At 66.7% G+C, this 15,402-nt stretch carries 15 protein-coding genes, 1 tRNA gene and 1 riboswitch; of the genes, 5 read left to right on the forward strand and 11 right to left on the reverse strand.

Features of this window, described 5'->3' with window-relative positions; genetic code table 11:
- Positions 1 to 9: 9 nt before the first annotated feature.
- From ACW4E8_RS09765 to ybgC, 11 genes are all read right to left on the reverse strand, one after another.
- Positions 10 to 2,910: an EAL domain-containing protein gene (locus ACW4E8_RS09765; RefSeq protein ID WP_456804305.1), complete on the reverse strand. Its 2,901-nt coding sequence runs from the start codon at positions 2,908 to 2,910 to the stop codon at positions 10 to 12.
- A gap of 118 nt (positions 2,911 to 3,028) precedes the next feature.
- Positions 3,029 to 3,104: transfer RNA gene (locus tag ACW4E8_RS09770), tRNA-Lys, on the reverse strand.
- Positions 3,105 to 3,173: 69 nt separating this feature from the next.
- Positions 3,174 to 4,289, reverse strand: coding sequence for a YeeE/YedE family protein (locus ACW4E8_RS09775; RefSeq protein ID WP_456804306.1), 1,116 nt, complete (start codon positions 4,287 to 4,289; stop codon positions 3,174 to 3,176).
- A gap of 27 nt (positions 4,290 to 4,316) precedes the next feature.
- Complete coding sequence (gene queC / locus ACW4E8_RS09780; protein ID WP_456804307.1) at positions 4,317 to 5,000, reverse strand: 7-cyano-7-deazaguanine synthase QueC; 684 nt, start codon at positions 4,998 to 5,000, stop codon at positions 4,317 to 4,319.
- A 127-nt stretch (positions 5,001 to 5,127) separates the two neighbouring features.
- Complete coding sequence (gene ybgF, locus ACW4E8_RS09785) at positions 5,128 to 5,886, reverse strand: tol-pal system protein YbgF (RefSeq protein WP_456804308.1); 759 nt, start codon at positions 5,884 to 5,886, stop codon at positions 5,128 to 5,130.
- Positions 5,887 to 5,903: 17 nt separating this feature from the next.
- Positions 5,904 to 6,410 (reverse strand): peptidoglycan-associated lipoprotein Pal, encoded by a 507-nt coding sequence (gene pal / locus ACW4E8_RS09790; RefSeq protein WP_456804309.1) that lies wholly within the window; start codon positions 6,408 to 6,410, stop codon positions 5,904 to 5,906.
- A 15-nt stretch (positions 6,411 to 6,425) separates the two neighbouring features.
- The gene (gene tolB, locus ACW4E8_RS09795; RefSeq protein ID WP_456804310.1) at positions 6,426 to 7,799 is read right to left on the reverse strand and encodes a Tol-Pal system beta propeller repeat protein TolB; all 1,374 of its coding nucleotides are present in this window, start codon (positions 7,797 to 7,799) and stop codon (positions 6,426 to 6,428) included.
- A 208-nt stretch (positions 7,800 to 8,007) separates the two neighbouring features.
- Positions 8,008 to 9,030: a cell envelope integrity protein TolA gene (gene tolA / locus ACW4E8_RS09800; protein ID WP_456804311.1), complete on the reverse strand. Its 1,023-nt coding sequence runs from the start codon at positions 9,028 to 9,030 to the stop codon at positions 8,008 to 8,010.
- A 36-nt stretch (positions 9,031 to 9,066) separates the two neighbouring features.
- Entirely contained in the window at positions 9,067 to 9,510 is a 444-nt protein-coding gene (gene tolR, locus ACW4E8_RS09805; RefSeq protein ID WP_456804312.1) for an ExbD/TolR family protein, read from the reverse strand.
- A gap of 71 nt (positions 9,511 to 9,581) precedes the next feature.
- Entirely contained in the window at positions 9,582 to 10,265 is a 684-nt protein-coding gene (tolQ, locus tag ACW4E8_RS09810; protein ID WP_456804313.1) for a protein TolQ, read from the reverse strand.
- Entirely contained in the window at positions 10,262 to 10,666 is a 405-nt protein-coding gene (gene ybgC / locus ACW4E8_RS09815) for a tol-pal system-associated acyl-CoA thioesterase (protein ID WP_456804314.1), read from the reverse strand. Before ybgC ends, tolQ begins: the two co-directional genes overlap by 4 nt.
- Before the next feature lie 155 nt (positions 10,667 to 10,821).
- Positions 10,822 to 10,967, forward strand: a riboswitch (ZMP/ZTP riboswitch).
- A 127-nt stretch (positions 10,968 to 11,094) separates the two neighbouring features.
- Here ybgC and glyA point away from each other — a divergent pair.
- From glyA to ACW4E8_RS09840, 5 genes are all read left to right on the forward strand, one after another.
- The gene (glyA, locus tag ACW4E8_RS09820) at positions 11,095 to 12,342 is read left to right on the forward strand and encodes a serine hydroxymethyltransferase (RefSeq protein ID WP_456804315.1); all 1,248 of its coding nucleotides are present in this window, start codon (positions 11,095 to 11,097) and stop codon (positions 12,340 to 12,342) included.
- Between the two features lie 155 nt (positions 12,343 to 12,497).
- Positions 12,498 to 12,965 (forward strand): transcriptional regulator NrdR, encoded by a 468-nt coding sequence (gene nrdR, locus ACW4E8_RS09825; RefSeq protein WP_010813743.1) that lies wholly within the window; start codon positions 12,498 to 12,500, stop codon positions 12,963 to 12,965.
- Between the two features lie 131 nt (positions 12,966 to 13,096).
- A complete protein-coding gene (pilV, locus tag ACW4E8_RS09830) occupies positions 13,097 to 13,726 on the forward strand; it encodes a type IV pilus modification protein PilV (RefSeq protein ID WP_456804316.1) in 630 nt (209 codons plus the stop codon).
- Between the two features lies 1 nt (position 13,727).
- Positions 13,728 to 14,762 (forward strand): PilW family protein, encoded by a 1,035-nt coding sequence (locus ACW4E8_RS09835; protein ID WP_456804317.1) that lies wholly within the window; start codon positions 13,728 to 13,730, stop codon positions 14,760 to 14,762.
- On the forward strand, positions 14,759 to 15,367 hold the full coding sequence (locus tag ACW4E8_RS09840; RefSeq protein ID WP_456804318.1) for a pilus assembly PilX family protein: 609 nt from the start codon (positions 14,759 to 14,761) through the stop codon (positions 15,365 to 15,367). Before ACW4E8_RS09835 ends, ACW4E8_RS09840 begins: the two co-directional genes overlap by 4 nt.
- Positions 15,368 to 15,402: the final 35 nt, after the last annotated feature.

The raw sequence follows: 15,402 nt of genomic DNA on the forward strand, positions 1-15,402 counted from the left end.
CCTGGCGGCTCAGCCCGCCAGCGCCAGCGCCGGCCGGTCGCCGGCCTCGGGATCTGCCGGGGCAAACGGCACCGGCGACGCAATGTGGTAGCCCTGCACCAGGTCCACGCCCAGCTCGCGCAGCCGTTCTAGCATGGCCTCGCTCTCAACGAATTCCGCAATGGTCTTCTTGCCCATGGCGTGGCCGATGCGCTGGATCACCTCCACCATCACCAGGTTGACCGGGTCGGCCAGCATGTCGCGCACGAAGCTGCCGTCGATCTTCAGGTAGGCCGCCGGCAGGTGCTTCAGGTAGGTGAACGACGACATGCCCGCGCCGAAGTCATCCAGCGCAAACTTGCAGCCCAGCTGCTGCAGCTGCAGGATGAACGCGCCGGCCTGCGCCAGGCTGGAGATCGCCGCGGTTTCCGTGATCTCGAAGCAGATGCCGTCCAGCGCGATGCCGAAGCGCTGCGCCTGCTCGCGCACGAAATCGGGAAACTGGAGGTCCGCCAGCGACGAGCCTGACAGGTTGATCGCGCAGGTGGCAATCTCCGCCTGCCGTCCCGCCAGGGTGCCAAACGCGGTCTCGACCACCCAGCGGTCGATCATCGGCATCAGGTTGTAGCGCTCGCAGGCCGGCACGAAGGCCATTGGCGGCACCAGCCGGCCACGTTCATCGACCATGCGCAGCAGCAGTTCCACATGGCGGCCCGCCTGCGGCAGCGCGCCATCGTGCGCCGGCACGATCTCCTGCGAGTACAGGCAGAAGCGGCCAGCCGCCAGCGCCGCATGCACGCGGCTGACCCACTCCATCTCGCCGTGGCGCGCCTGCACCACGCTGTCCAGCGGATGGTAGACCTGCACGCGGTTGCGCCCGCCCTCCTTGGCCACGTAGCAGGCCGCGTCGGCCGCGCTCAGCGCCTCGGCGACGTTGACGGTCTGTCGGTCCAGCGTGACCAGGCCGATGCTGACGCCCAGCGTGAAAGTGCGCTGGCGATGCGCAAAGCGGAAGCACGCAATGGCGTGGCGCAAGGCCTCGGCCACGCGTTCGCCATCGCCGGTGCCGCAATGCTCCAGCAGCACGCCGAACTCGTCGCCGCCCAGCCGGGCCAGTGTGTCGCGGCGGCGCAGCTGTCTGCTCATGACCTCCGCCATCTGCCGGATCAGCTCGTCGCCGGCGGCATGCCCGCAGGTGTCGTTGACCACCTTGAACTGGTCCAGGTCCAGGTACATCAGCGTATGGGTGGTGCCCTGCTCGCGTGTCCGCGTGATCGCCGCGCCGAGCCGGCGCTCGAACTCGGCGCGGTTGACCAGGCCGGTCAGCGCATCGTGGCTGGCCTCGTACGCCAGGCGCGCCGCATGGGCGCGTTCCTGGCTGATATCGTGCAGCACCACCACCACGCCGATGGCCTGCGCGGCACGGTCGCGGATCAGCGCCACCGATGGCTTGACCGCCAGCGCCTGTCCGGGCAGCCCGGACACATCGCGCCGCACCAGCTGCGCCGACCGGCTGCGCCAGCGCTGGCGCAGCGCCAGCGTGACAATATCGGGCAGCGGCGCCAGGCTTTCCTCGTCGCGCAGCACGCAGACGTTGCTCAGCGGCAGGCCGCGGGCGTCGGCTTCGCGCCAGCCGGTCAGGGCCTCGGCCGCGGGGTTGAGCGATTCCACGCGCCCCCACACATCGGCCGTCACCACCGCGTCGCCGATGGCCTGCAGCGTGACCTGGGCGCGCTCCTTCTCGGCAAAGAGCTGGGTCTCGTAGCGCTTGTGGTCGGAAATATTCGTGAGCGACCCCGCCATGCGCGCGCGCCGGCGCCCCGCCCCGCGCACCAGCCGGCCGCGGGCGCGCACCCACAGGTAATCGCCGGCGCGGTTGCGCAGGCGGAATTCGGCGTCATAGGGCTCGCCGCTGCGCAGATGGTGCGCCAGCTTGGCCTCGAAGGCGGCCAGCTCCGAGGGATGCAGCAGGCCCAGCACGGTTTCGCGCGCATGCGGCAGCTCGGCGTCCTGGTAGCCCAGCATCTGCGCGCAGCGCGGCGAGAAGTACAGCTCGCCGCGGCCGAGATGCCAGTCCCATAGCCCGTCGTTGCTGCCCTCCACCGCCAGCTGCAGCTGCTCTTCGCGCTGCGCGAGCGCCTCGCGCAGCCGGCGCTCGCGCCGCAGCGGCGCCACCGACAGCAGGATCGCCGACATCAGCAGCGCTGCCGCCATCACCGCGCTGCCGGTGGTGAGCAAGCGGGTCACGCGGCGCGAGGCCTGGCCCAGATGGCCCGAAAAGGCCCGCTCCAGCGGCGTCAGCCTGGCGTCGATCTGCGCAATGTTGCGCAGCACCGGCGCCACGCAATCGTCCCCGCAGCCGGGCTGGCGGGTCAGCCGGCGCAGGCTCAGTGCCTGTTCGTGCAGGGCAAAGATCTCGATGTCGCCCGCGGCCCACACGCGGATCGCGGCATCGACCTCCTGGATATGGCGGAAATTCCGGTAGAGCCGCACCATCCGCGGAATGTCTTCGGGATGGTTGCCGCCGGCAAGGAGCCCTTCATGGATGCGCTCCAGGTCAGGCTCGTCGCGGTCGAGCTCCAGGCGCGCGCGGTGGTCGCCCAGCGGGATTGCGATCGACTCCAGGTATGCCTCGAAATCCACCGGATCGCGATCCTCGCCGTAGCGCAGCAGGTGCAGCACGGCGTTCTTCTGGCCCTTGGACCACTGGCTCTCGCCTGCGACAAAGGCGCGCGCAGCCGACAACAGATCCAGGCTGGCGATGCTGAACAACGCCAGCGCAACGACCACCGGTACGAACGGCCAGATGATGCGCAGCACGTGCCCGCTGGCCGGCAAGGAAACGCCTGCTCGCCGCATAGGGTCTTGTTGGTGGGCCGTGTCTCGCGGCCGCTCTGATGGACCGCAGTCCACACGCCGCGGTTGACCCATTGTGCTGCGCAGGCAGGTCCAAGTCTCTACCTCGAACTAGTTAAAGCTCCCCCCCACTATCGGGGCATGCCAGACGCAAAAAGGGCCTGTGACTTGCGCCACAGGCCCTTCGTAATACTGGTGGGTCGTGCGTGACTCGAACACGCGACCAACGGATTAAAAGTCCGCTGCTCTACCGACTGAGCTAACGACCCGAAAAAACAGAACCGCGATTATAGTGACGTGGTTCTCGATGTGTCAAGCACGCGGCGCAGGCGCCCGCCTCAGGCCATGCGCTCCAGACGCCATATCTGGTAGCGGAATGCCAGCACTGCACCGGCCAGGATACCCGCCAGCGCGATAAACGAGCCAAGCGCCAGGGTCGACACGCCCGACAGCCCCTGCCCGACCGTGCAGCCCAGCGCGGTCACGCCGCCCGCACCCATCAGGATGCCGCCGACCATATGGTTGGCGACGTCCTCGGCATTGCCGAAGCCTTCCCAGCGGAACGTGCGCGTGGCCAGGGCATAGGCCGCCGCGCCGGCGATCACGCCGAACACGCTGACGATGCCGACCGTCGCCACCTTGCTCTTGTCGCTGAACATCATCAGCCAGTCGAGCGTGTAGGCATAGGGTGCGACAAAGCTCAGGCTTTCCATGCGGCCGCTGTTGGTCGAGACGAACAGTTCTTCAAGCGTGTTGGGGTCTTCGGCCACATAGCCGAGGTGGCCCGACACATACCACATTGCCACGATGATCAGCCCGACGCCGATGCCGCCAAGCAGGTTGTCGAACGAGCGGAAGCCGCGGCCCGCCAGCGCCCACACCACCAGCACGCCGCCCAGCGCCAGGCCCAGGCCCAGCTGCAGCGCGCCGCGCGCGAGCCCCGTACCCTGCGCCAGCACGGACGGCAGGTCTTGCGTGGTGGGCAGCGTCAGCGCCACCGCATCGACGGTATTCACGCGTACCACGCCGAACAGCCCGCGCAGCGTCATGTAGGCCGACAGGCCCAGGAAGACAAAGACCACCAGCGACTTCAGGTTGCCGGCGCCGATGCGCACCAGCGTCTTGCTGCCACAGCCCGACGCCAGCACCATGCCGAAGCCGAACATCAGCCCGCCGGCCAGCGCCGACAGCCAGCCCAGCTTGCTGGCGGTGTAGATGGTCTTGGTGGGGTCGATCGCGCCGGTCCAGGCCAGCACGCCGGTGCCGATCATGGCCACGCCGATCGCCAGCACCCACATGCGCATGCGGCTCCAGTCACCCATGTTGACGATGTCAGAGACCGCCCCCATGGTGCAGAAGTGCGTGCGCTGCAGCACGGCGCCGAACAGGAAGGTCAGGACAAAGGTGCTCAGCAGCACGGTGCGCGAGAGCGCGGCGAGGTCGATTTCAGGCATGTCGGGGGCGTGGACGGCGGCTGGTGATCAGGCAGCGGCCTGGTAGCGGGTCGGATCGGGCACACCCGCGGCTTCAAAGCCGGCCCGGCGGATGCGGCACGAATCGCACACGCCGCAGGCGCGGCCGTCGTCGTCGGCCTGGTAGCACGACACCGTCAGGCTGTAGTCCACCCCCAGCGCGATGCCGGCGCGGATGATCTCGCCCTTGGTCATGTCGATGATGGGCGCATGCACGCGGAAGCGGTCGCCCTCGACCCCGGCCTTGGTGGCGAGGTTGGCCAGCGTTTCATAGGCCGCGACGTATTCCGGGCGGCAGTCCGGATAGCCGGAGTAGTCGACCGCATTGGCGCCGAAGAACAGGTCGCGCCCCCCGACAGCCTCGGCCCAGCCGAGCGCCAGCGACAGCATGATGGTGTTGCGCGCCGGCACGTAGGTGACCGGGATGCCGTCGGAAGCGCCGTCGGTCGGCACCGCCAGCGCATCGTCGGTCAGCGCCGAGCCGCCGAAGCGGCGCAGGTCCAGGTCGATGATCTCGTGGCGGGTGGCGCCCAGCGCGGCCGCCACGCGCTTGGCGGCTTCCAGCTCAGAGGAGTGGCGCTGGCCATAGCGCATCGACAGCGCATAGGTCTCGAAGCCCTGGGCGCGGGCCATGGCGAGTACGGTGGCGGAGTCGAGTCCGCCGGACAGCAGGACGATGGCGCGTTGGGTCATGATCGGGAGCGCGCCGTCTGGGCGCGCAAAAGATTCAGGCGAATCGCGTATTTTAGCGCGACCCAAGAAAAAGGCCCGCCGAAGCGGGCCTTGCAGACAGGACCGGGCGTGCCGGCCGCTTCCGGTGTTACTTCAATGTCTTCAGCCGGTTGCTGGCCGCCTGCGCGCCTTCGGTGCCCGGATACTTGGCCACCACCTGCTCCAGCGTCTTGCGCGCGGCCGCCTTCTGGCCGGACTCGAGCTGGTTGTTGGCGACCGCGATCATCGCGTCCGGCGCCTTGGGGTGCGCCGGGTTGGCGTTGATCATGGTCTGCAGCACCGAGGTGGAGCCCTTGTAGTCGCGCTGCGCGTACAGCGAGTTGCCGAGCCAGTACTGCGCCAGCGGCACGTACGGGCTCTGCGGGTACTTCTTCAGGAACGACGAGAACGAACTCCCGGCGCTCTTGAAGTCGCCCGCCTGGAACTGCTTGAGCGCGGCATCGTATTCGGGCTTTTCGCCCGGCTGCGACAGGCCTTCGCGGCCTTCGACGGTGACCTGCTGCGGCTCGAACTTCTTCAGGCGCGCATCGAGGTCGGCGTAGTAGTCCTTCTGCTGCTTCTGCAGCGTGTCCACCGTGTTCTGCAGCACTTCGTTCTGGCCGCGCAGCCGCGCCACTTCCTGGCGCAGGCCCTCGAGCTGGTTCTGCATGTCGAGCGTGGTGCGGCTGTTCTGCTCGATGCGCTGCGTCGCGGTTGCCTGGAAACCGTTGAACTGGTCGCGCAGGCTGATGACCGCCTTGCGCGCCTCGTCATCATCGAACACTCCGGCATGCGCCTGCGACAGCGGCAGCATGCCGCCGCCGGCGACGGCGGCGAGCCACAACAGGGTGGAAACGCGTGCTTTCATGAAAGGCAGTCCACAGATCAGTAGTTGATGTCCGCGCGGCGGTTTTCGGCCCACGAGGCTTCATCATGGCCGGCGGCCTTGGGCTTTTCCTTGCCCAGGCTCACGGCTTCCATCTGGGTGTCGGGCACACCCATCGAGGCCAGCGAGCGGCGCACGGCTTCGGCGCGCTTCTGGCCCAGCGCCAGGTTGTACTCGCTGGTGCCGCGTTCGTCGGTGTTGCCCTGGATCAGGATCTTGCGGCCCTGGTTGCCCCCCAGGTACTTGGCGTGTGCGCCCAGCATGCCCTGGTAGTCGGACTTGACGCTGTAGCTGTCAAAGTCGAAGTACACGCTGCGCTTGGCCAGCGGGCTGTTCGGATCGTTCAGCGGATCGGCGGCCGTCACCGGGGTCACGGCGCGCGGATCGGCACCGGTGCCCGCGCCGGCGCCGGCTTTGGCGGTGTCGTCCAGCTTGACGCCGGAGCTGCAGGCGCCAAGGGCCAGCAGTGCAGCAACGGCAAGGGTTTTGCTCATCAGTTGGGGCATGGTGAATGACTCCTGTTATTGCATGAAAGGACCCCAGGACGGCTCGCGAACATCGCCGGACTGGAGGGACAGAACCTGCCGGGTACGCCCGTCAGTGGAAACCGCCGCCAGCACCGCGCGGCCGCCCACGCGGGTGGCATAAAGGATGTACTTGCCGTTTGCGGCAAAGCTGGGCGCTTCGTCGTTGGACGTATCGGTCAGCGACGTCACGTCGCCGTTGCTCAGGTCCTGCAGCTGCAGCTTGAAGCCGCCCGCGCGCGAGATGTACGCCAGGTACTTGCCGTCCGGCGAAATACGCGGGCTCACGTTGTAGTTGCCCTTGAAGGTGACACGTTGCGCCCCGCCACCTTCCTCGCCGGAAGCGGGCATGCGGTAGACCTGCGGCGCACCGCCGCGGTCGCTGGTGAAGTAGATGCTCTTGCCGTCCGGAGAATACTGCGGCTCGGTGTCGATGGCGCTGCTGCGGCTCAGGCGGCGGATGCCGGAGCCGTCGGCATTGACCTGGTAGACCTGGGTATTGCCGTCTCGCGACAGCGCCAGCGCCAGGTACCGGCCATCAGGCGACCACGACGGCGCGCTGTTGTTGCCCTTCTGGTTCGACACCAGCGTGCGCTTGCCGGTGGCCAGGTCGTGCACATACACCACCGGCTTCCTAGCCTCGAACGAGACATAGGCCACGCGCGCGCCGTCCGGCGACCACGACGGCGAGATGATCGGCTCGTTGCTGGTCAGCGCCACCTGCGCGTTCTGGCCATCGGAGTCGGAAATCAGCAGCTGGTAGCGGCCGCCCACCTTCGACACGTAGGACAGGCGCGTGGCAAACACGCCGCGCTCGCCCAGCAGCTTTTCATAGATGTAGTCGGCGATCTTGTGCGCGGTCACGCGCAGCTGGGACTGGTTGACGGTAAAGGCCAGCCCGCCCAGGCTCTGGCCCTTGACGGTGTCGTACAGGCGGAAGCGGACCTCATACTTGCCGCCGGCGGCCGGGGTCACGCTGCCGGCGACGAAGGCATCGGCGCCGCGCGACTTCCAGCTGCCCAGGTCGACATTGGCGGATTCCGCCACCGTGGCGCCGCCCGGATCGACATTGAGCAAGCGCCCGCTGCGCGCCAGGTCGGCGCGGATGATCGCGGTCAGGTTCTGCGGGGCCTGGGCCTCGCCCTGGAAGTTGGCGGTCGCAACCGGGATCTGGCTGGAACCGACCCCGGAGATCTCAACGTTGAGTTGCGCGTGCGCGGCGCCGGCTGCCATCGTCATCGCCGCGGCCAGCCAGGCCATCAGCGCGCGGCGGCCGGCCAGGGGGACCGGGCCGATGGCACGTTGGGATTCGGGTTGGGTTGCGTTGTGCCGCCTCGCGGACAGCCAATTGGGGGCCCAAAGCTTTCGCATGCTGCTCCTCAGTCGATTTCAAATTTCGTCGGGCACGGCAGGCAATCGGCAACACGGGCAAATGCGGCATTGCAGCGCGTGGCGCATGCCCCGTCTGCGTGCGTAGCGCACACTGCCGGCCGCGTCAGGCAACCTGTCATGCTAGCGCTGGGACCAAGACCCGGCGATGAAGGTTGCATTATGTTGCAAATCATGCCGCCCAGGTCACTCAGTCCTTCGGCCGGAAGGTAATGGTGAAGCTGGCTGGCGCCTTGCCGTTCTCATCACGCGGCAGCGGGTCGGAACGTTCCACCGCGCGCAGCACGGCATTATCCCAGCCCGAGTTGCCGCTGGACTTGGACAGCCGCGCCGACAGCAGCGAACCATCCGGCGCCAGCTGCACCGACACCACCGCGGTCGGGTTGCCCGGCACGTCCTCGGTAAAGACGATATTCGGCTTGACGCGGCGGCGCACGCGGTCGGAATAGCCCGGCGACGCCTTGCCACCGCCGCCGGCACCCGCGCCGGCCGTACTGCCCACGCCGCCACCGCCCGCGCCGGAGCCGCCGGCCAGCGCCTGCAGGCGCGCCAGCTCGCTCTTGCGCTGGGCATTGGCCGCAGCCTCGCGCTTGGCATTGGCGTCGGCATCCGCCTTGGCTTTGGCCTTGGTCTCGGCGTCTGCCTTGGCCTTGGCGTCCGCCTGGGCCTTTGCCTTGGCGTCCGCTTCCTTGCGTTCTGCTTCCTTGCGCTCGGCCTGTTCCTTGCGCTGCTGGTCCTGCTGCGCTGCCTTCTTCTTCGCGTCGTCCTTGCGCTGGGCTTCCTTGCGGTCAGCCTCGCGCTGCTCCGCTTCCTTGCGCTCGGCTTCCTTGCGATCCGCCTCTTTACGCTCGGCTTCCTTGCGGGCAGCCGCCTGCTTGCGCTCGGCCTCTTCGCGCGCTGCCGCCTCGGCACGGCGCTTCTGGCGTTCCAGCGCGATGTCGGCGTCGTCCTCGACCTTGCTCTTCACCTCGGGCAGCGGCGGGGCCGGGCGCGGCTGCACCACCGGCTCCGGTGGCGGCGGCGGGGGCGCGGTGGCGGCCGGAATCTCTTCCCACAGCTCGGCCTCGGCGCCGACGGGGGTGCTGCTCTGCAAGCGCACGCCGTAGTACAGCACGACAGCCAGCAGCATGTGCATGAAGAGCGCGAACAGGAAGGAACGCAGGGTTCCCCGCTCCTTGACCGGCTGGTAGGGATAGGCGGCGACGGTCTTCATCAGGCGCAACGGCAATCAGATAGGCGCTTCAATGCGTCAGGAGGTCTTGGACTTGACCATCAGGCCGACGCGCTTGATGCCATCGGCTTTCAGGATCGACATCACGTCCAGCACCGCCTCGTACTTGACCGCGCGGTCGGCGGCAATCACCACCGGCTGGTCGGGATTCTCGTTCTGGCGCTGGTGCACAAAGTCGAGCAGGCCCTGCTTGTCGAGCTTGCGCTCGAAGGCGTTGCCAGCGTTGTCCTTGCCGCGCGCGGTGAGCTGGCCGCTCTCGTGCACGGTGACCACGATCGGCGGCGCCTTCTGCTGCGGCGTGGCGTTGGCCACGGTGGGCAGGTCGACGGTGGCGGGGCTCACGATCGGCGCCGCCACCATGAAGATGACCAGCAGCACGAGCATGACGTCGATGTACGGCACGACATTGATCTCGGCGCTGGCCCGGCGGCGCGAGCCGCCGCGGCGCTGAATGGCTGCCATTGCAGGACTCCTGGAAACGCCGGCCCGGGCTTGCGCCCGGACCGTCTGGATTAGATTCGATACGTGTGCAGTTAGCGTGCCTGCCGTTGCAGGATGTTCAGGAACTCTTCCATAAAGCTCTCGAACCGGATCGCCAGGCGGTCGATCTCCGTGGCATAGCGGTTGTAGGCGATCACCGCCGGAATCGCCGCGAACAGGCCGATCGCGGTCGCCACCAGCGCCTCGGCAATACCGGGGGCCACCGATGCGAGCGTCGCCTGCTGCACATTCGACAGGCCGCGGAATGCGTTCATGATCCCCCAGACCGTGCCGAACAGGCCGATATACGGGCTCACCGAACCCACCGACGCCAGGAACGGCAGATGCGATTCCAGCACATCCATCTCGCGCTGGTAGGCCGCGCGCATCGCGCGCCGGGCCGCATCGAGCAGCGCGCCGGCTTCGTTGCCGCGCTCGCGTGCCTTCAGGAACTCGCCCATGCCGGATTCAAAGATCCGCTCCAGCGCGCCGGTGTTGTGGCGGTTGTTGACGGCACTGTTATATAGCGCCTGCAGGTCGCCGCCGGCCCAGAAGTCGCGTTCGAACCCCTCGGTCTGGGTGCGCGCCGAGCGCAGCGCCAGGTGCTTGCGGAAAATATAGGTCCACGAAAACAGCGACATGGCGAGCAACAGCACCATGACGGCCTGTGCCAGCAGGCTGGCGTGGAGCACCAGCGTAATGATCGACATGTCTTGCGTGACGGTCACGGGATTCATCGTGCGGACTTGATGGTAGCTAGAACGGGGTCGGGAATCGGGGCGGGACGGAAAGTGCTTCGATCGACACACCCAACGCGGATCGCGCCAGAGGCCAGCATCAGCTCGCCACGCCAGGCTTCCTGGGTGAACTGGACCGACGCCGGGCCGACCCGGTCGATGCGCGTGCGGATCTCGAGCTGGTCATCCAGCCGGGCGGGCGCATTGTAGTCCACCGCCGTGCTGCGGACGATAAAGACCACGCCCGCCTCGCCGGCGAGCGACTGCTGCTCGATGCCTAGCGAACGCAGCCACTCGGTGCGGGCGCGCTCGAAGAACTTCAGGTAGTTGGCGTAGAACACTACGCCGCCCGCGTCGGTGTCTTCCCAGTACACCCGCAGGGTCCAGACAAAGTTTGTCATGGCCGCGATTGTAACGGAGAGCGATAGCGGTTTCGTGTAAACCCGCATGACGACTTTGCAACAGCAAGTTGCTGGCCAGCCCTTGCCAGTCCTCGGCTGGCGGGGCCGACGGCTTGCGGCGGGCGCCCGCCTCGCGCTACACTGCGCGCAACCATTCCATCTTGCGCGACTGGCGAAGTCAGTGGGCACTACCACGAGGAAGCGCAAGTTCTCTGGCGTGACGTTCATTGCGCGTTCGCGTAACGTTCAGCACGCCTAGGCGTGAAGTGCTTTGCGCCTGCCGCTCGCCTGGGCAGCGAATGGGAAGCAGGGTGCGCCCTGCACCGACGGTTACAAGGTGCCGCCGGTGCTGGTCGCCGCTAGCCTTCCCCGCGCGCCCTACCCCCGATGCGTGAATCGGATTCCCTATTTTTCAGACGAGTTTCGCCATGTTCGAACGCAGCCGTTTTACGATCGACCAGATCGACCCCGAGGTCTTTGCCGCCATCCAGAAGGAAAACCAGCGCCAGGAAGACCACATCGAGCTGATCGCCTCCGAAAACTACACCTCGCCGGCCGTGATGGCCGCGCAGGGTTCGCAACTGACCAACAAGTACGCCGAGGGCTACCCCGGCAAGCGCTACTACGGCGGTTGCGAATACGTCGACATCGTCGAGCAACTGGCCATTGACCGCGTCAAGCAGCTGTTCGGCGCCGACGCCGCCAACGTGCAGCCCAACTCGGGCTCGCAGGCCAACCAGGGCGTGTTCTTCGCCATGCTCAAGCCGGGCGACACCATCATGGGCATGAGCCTGGCCGAAGGTGGCCACCTGACCCACGGCATGGCCCTGAACATGAGCGGCAAGTGGTTCAACGTGGTCAGCTACGGCCTGAACGCCCAGGAAGACATCGACTACGACGCGCTGGAAAAGCTGGCGCAAGAGAAGAAGCCCAAGCTGATCATCGCCGGCGCCTCGGCCTTCGCCCTGCGCATCGACTTCGAGCGCATCGGCAAGGTCGCCAAGTCGATCGGCGCCTACTTCATGGTCGACATGGCCCACTACGCCGGCCTGATCGCCGCGGGCGTCTACCCGAACCCGGTGCCGCACGCCGACTTCGTCACCACCACCACGCACAAGAGCCTGCGCGGCCCGCGCGGCGGCGTGATCCTGATGAAGGCCGAGCACGAGAAGGCCATCAACTCGGCCATCTTCCCCGGCATCCAGGGCGGCCCGCTGATGCACGTGATCGCCGGCAAGGCCGTCGCGTTCAAGGAAGCGCTGACGCCTGAGTTCAAGGCCTACCAGCAGCAAGTGGTGAAGAACGCCGCCGTGCTGGCCGAGACCCTGATCGCGCGCGGCCTACGCATTGTCTCGGGCCGCACCGAAAGCCACGTGATGCTGGTCGACCTGCGCGCCAAGAACATCACCGGCAAGGAAGCCGAGCGCGTCCTGGGCGAGGCGCATATCACCGTCAACAAGAACGCCATCCCCAACGATCCGGAAAAGCCGTTCGTGACCTCGGGCATCCGCCTGGGCTCGCCGGCCATGACTACGCGCGGCTTCAAGGAAGAAGAAGCCCGCATCGTCGGCAACCTGATCGCCGATGTGCTGGACAACCCGCACGACGCCGCCAATATCGCCAGCGTGCGCGAGCAGGCGGCAGCCCTGACCAAGCGTTTCCCGGTCTACGGCTGATGCATCGAGGCCGCCCATGCGTGTTCGCATGAGCGGCCGGCAGCTCCGCAGGCCGGCGCCCCAGGGCACCGGCTTGCGGGCCTCGCCAACCCGCCCCGCCACCGCAGAACGACAACACGGACAAGGCAACGGGGTTCAACTGAAGGTGGTCCGGCATGAAATGCCCCTTTTGCGGTCATTCCAATACCCAGGTACTCGACACGCGCATGTCGGAAGACGGCGATGCCGTGCGCCGGCGCCGCCGCTGCGAGGCCTGCGACCGCCGCTTCACCACCTATGAGCGGATCGAGCTGTTCTTCCCCGCCATCGTCAAGAAAAACGGCTCGCGCGTGGACTACACCCGCGCCAAGCTGAAGGACTCCATGCGCCTGGCGCTGCGCAAGCGCCCGGTCTCGGCCGAGGCCATCGATGAAGCCATCACCCGCATCGAAGAAAAACTGCTGGCACTGGGAGAGAAGGAAATCCCCAGCAGCCAGGTCGGCGAACTGGTGATGCGCGAATTGCGCAAGCTCGACAAGATCGCGTATATCCGCTTTGCTTCGGTGTATCGGAGCTTTGAGGACGTGTCGGAATTCCGCGACGTGCTGGATGAGTTTGCGGCGTCCACCCCTCGGAAGGGGTAGCAAAAGTAACAAAATCGTTGTTTAATCCCCGTTGCATTCCCGCAAGGCCCGCTATCGCCTATTAAAAGGGCCGGGATTGCAGACCAAAAAAAGAAGTTAACGAAGTCGGACGTCTTTTGACGGGGGTCAGAATGGGTCAACGCTGCCGCGGGGCAGCCGGCTTTGCCATGCTCGAAGCATTGGTGGCAATTGTCGTTCTGGCGGTTGGCGTGCTCGGGGTCGCCAGCCTGCTGCTGAATTCATCCCGCTTCACGCAACAAGCTTCCTACGACACCACTGCCATGCAGCTGGCCACCGAGATGGCCGAGCGCATGCGTGCCAATCCGGCCGTCTCGCAAACCGGCGCGGCGGCGGAAGCCATCACCCCGAACCGCTACTTCATCGACACGGCCAACGGGCAGCCACCCGCGCTCACGGCAGCAAACAGCCCGTACGCGATCGCCTGCTCGGGCACGGCGGCCGGGTGCGCACAGCAACTGGCGGATTTCGATGTCGCCGAGTTCTGGGAGCGTGTCAGCACAGGCCTGCCTGGCGGACGCGCCGTGATTTGCCGGGATATGGTCGCCTACGACCAGACCACCGGCTTCTCATGGGGATGCACGCCATCGGCCACTGGCCGCCCGGACGACGCACCGATTGTCATCAAGATCGGCTGGATCTCCCGGCTTGCCGCCAGGACCGTCGCGGCACAGGTCGACATGTCCGATATGGGCACGCGCCCCCAGGTGGTCATCGTGGCCACGCAGGGTACGGTGAACTGACATGCAGAACGCCAGGACGTATCTCAACGCCGGCCGGCATCGTCAACTGGGGCTGTCGCTGGTGGAGTTGATGGTGGCGATGACGCTGAGCCTGCTCCTGATCATGGCTGCCGCAGCGCTCTACCTGACCGGACGAGCCAACTACAACAGCATCGACGACACCACTGCGCTGGATGAGAAAGGCCGCTTTGCCGTGGATACCGTCGTGCGGATCGTGCGCCAGGCCGCCTGGAGCAACTATGCGGGCAACAGCGCCGCGGCCTCCCCCGGCGCCAGCGGGCCACCTGCGCCCAGCCCTGGGGGCGTCATGCTCACCACCACGAGCCTGTCGCCGACCATCAGCGGCCTCGACAGCTGCGGCGCCCCCACACAAGACCTCGGCAATCCGGCGCAGAACCTCGCTTGTCCTGCCCAAGCGGGCGCCGTGAACAAGAGCGATGTGCTGCAGGTCCGCTTCTTCGGTTCCGGCACGCAGCAGGACCGCACCGTTCCGGACAACAGCATGATCGACTGCTCCGGCAACGGCGTCGCTGAGCCGCAGGCCTGGGAAGACGCGGATCTCGCGCGCGGCATGGCGGTCTTCTATGTCAGCAACGATGCCAGCGGCATGCCGCAGCTGATGTGCGGCTATCGTCCACGGGACGCCGCCAACAAGGAAATCCTCACGGCAGGCATGGCGTACCAGGCTGTTTCGCTGATCTCGGGCGTCGAAGTCTTCCAGGTGCTCTACGGCGTGGATACGAATTTCGACCAGACCCCGGACCGCTTCCTGTCGGCCACCGAGGTGCTGGCCCTGCCCACCACCTGGCAGAACGTCGTCGCAATAAAGATTGCCATGGTGCTGATGGGCGATACTGCCAGCGCATCGCCTCAGGATCCGCCAACCTTCCGCCTGTTTGGCCGCCTGTTTCCGGGCTCGCCGGGCAATGACACGTCCTTCACGCCTGCCACGCAACTGCAGCGGATGCGACGCCTGTACACAGTCACCGTACAGCTCCGGAACATGGCCACCTGCACCACGTGCTCGCCGACATGAACGCCCGCACCGCGCCCCCCAACCCGCGTGGCATAGCGCTGATCACTGCCCTGGTGATGCTGCTGATCATCAGCGTCATCGCCATCGCCGGCGCCCGGCTAGCCATTGGCAGCAAGCGCATGGCATCGAACCAGCGCGATCGGGACCTGGCTCAGCAAGCGGCCGAGGCAGCCTTGCTGGATGCAGAAATAGACATCCAGGGTGTCGCCGCCCTAACCACCCGGTCGGCCATCTTCTCCGGCACCACGATGAATGTCCTGCCGTTCGTGGCGGGCTGCAATACCGGCGTCACAGGCGCCTCACCCTTCCAGGGATTGTGCGACCCGGTGCTCGACGGTACGCCGAACTGGCTTTCCGTTGACTTTAGCCAGACTGGGGCCAACGCACGCACCACCGCCTATGGCACGTTCACCGGCCGCAGGTTCCCGACCGCGACAGGCGGGCTGCTGCCTGCCGCGCTGCCGCGCTACATCATCGAGCCGATCAGCGACATGTCGCCAGGCGCGAGCGAGGGTGCATATATCTTCCGCGTCACGGCCGTCGGCTTTGGCGCAAACCCGGCGACCCGGGTCATGTTGCAGTCGTACTACCGAAAGGGGGAATGAATGGCAACGTCCATGACTGTCGCGGAGCACGGCAA

The organism is Cupriavidus sp. CP313 (assembly GCF_054072015.1).

Bases quoted from the DNA above. Each gene is read 5' to 3' on its own strand.
- ACW4E8_RS09840 (WP_456804318.1), top strand. From the start codon at position 14,759: ATGAACGCCCGCACCGCGCCCCCCAACCCGCGTGGCATAGCGCTGATC.
- ybgF (WP_456804308.1), bottom strand. From the start codon at position 5,886: ATGAAAGCACGCGTTTCCACCCTGTTGTGGCTCGCCGCCGTCGCCGGC.
- nrdR (WP_010813743.1), top strand. From the start codon at position 12,498: ATGAAATGCCCCTTTTGCGGTCATTCCAATACCCAGGTACTCGACACG.
- tolR (WP_456804312.1), bottom strand. From the start codon at position 9,510: ATGGCAGCCATTCAGCGCCGCGGCGGCTCGCGCCGCCGGGCCAGCGCC.
- pal (WP_456804309.1), bottom strand. From the start codon at position 6,410: ATGCCCCAACTGATGAGCAAAACCCTTGCCGTTGCTGCACTGCTGGCC.
- ACW4E8_RS09765 (WP_456804305.1), bottom strand. From the start codon at position 2,910: ATGGGTCAACCGCGGCGTGTGGACTGCGGTCCATCAGAGCGGCCGCGA.
- tolA (WP_456804311.1), bottom strand. From the start codon at position 9,030: ATGAAGACCGTCGCCGCCTATCCCTACCAGCCGGTCAAGGAGCGGGGA.
- ybgC (WP_456804314.1), bottom strand. From the start codon at position 10,666: ATGACAAACTTTGTCTGGACCCTGCGGGTGTACTGGGAAGACACCGAC.
- ACW4E8_RS09835 (WP_456804317.1), top strand. From the start codon at position 13,728: ATGCAGAACGCCAGGACGTATCTCAACGCCGGCCGGCATCGTCAACTG.
- queC (WP_456804307.1), bottom strand. From the start codon at position 5,000: ATGACCCAACGCGCCATCGTCCTGCTGTCCGGCGGACTCGACTCCGCC.
- tolQ (WP_456804313.1), bottom strand. From the start codon at position 10,265: ATGAATCCCGTGACCGTCACGCAAGACATGTCGATCATTACGCTGGTG.
- ACW4E8_RS09775 (WP_456804306.1), bottom strand. From the start codon at position 4,289: ATGCCTGAAATCGACCTCGCCGCGCTCTCGCGCACCGTGCTGCTGAGC.
- tolB (WP_456804310.1), bottom strand. From the start codon at position 7,799: ATGCGAAAGCTTTGGGCCCCCAATTGGCTGTCCGCGAGGCGGCACAAC.
- glyA (WP_456804315.1), top strand. From the start codon at position 11,095: ATGTTCGAACGCAGCCGTTTTACGATCGACCAGATCGACCCCGAGGTC.
- pilV (WP_456804316.1), top strand. From the start codon at position 13,097: ATGGGTCAACGCTGCCGCGGGGCAGCCGGCTTTGCCATGCTCGAAGCA.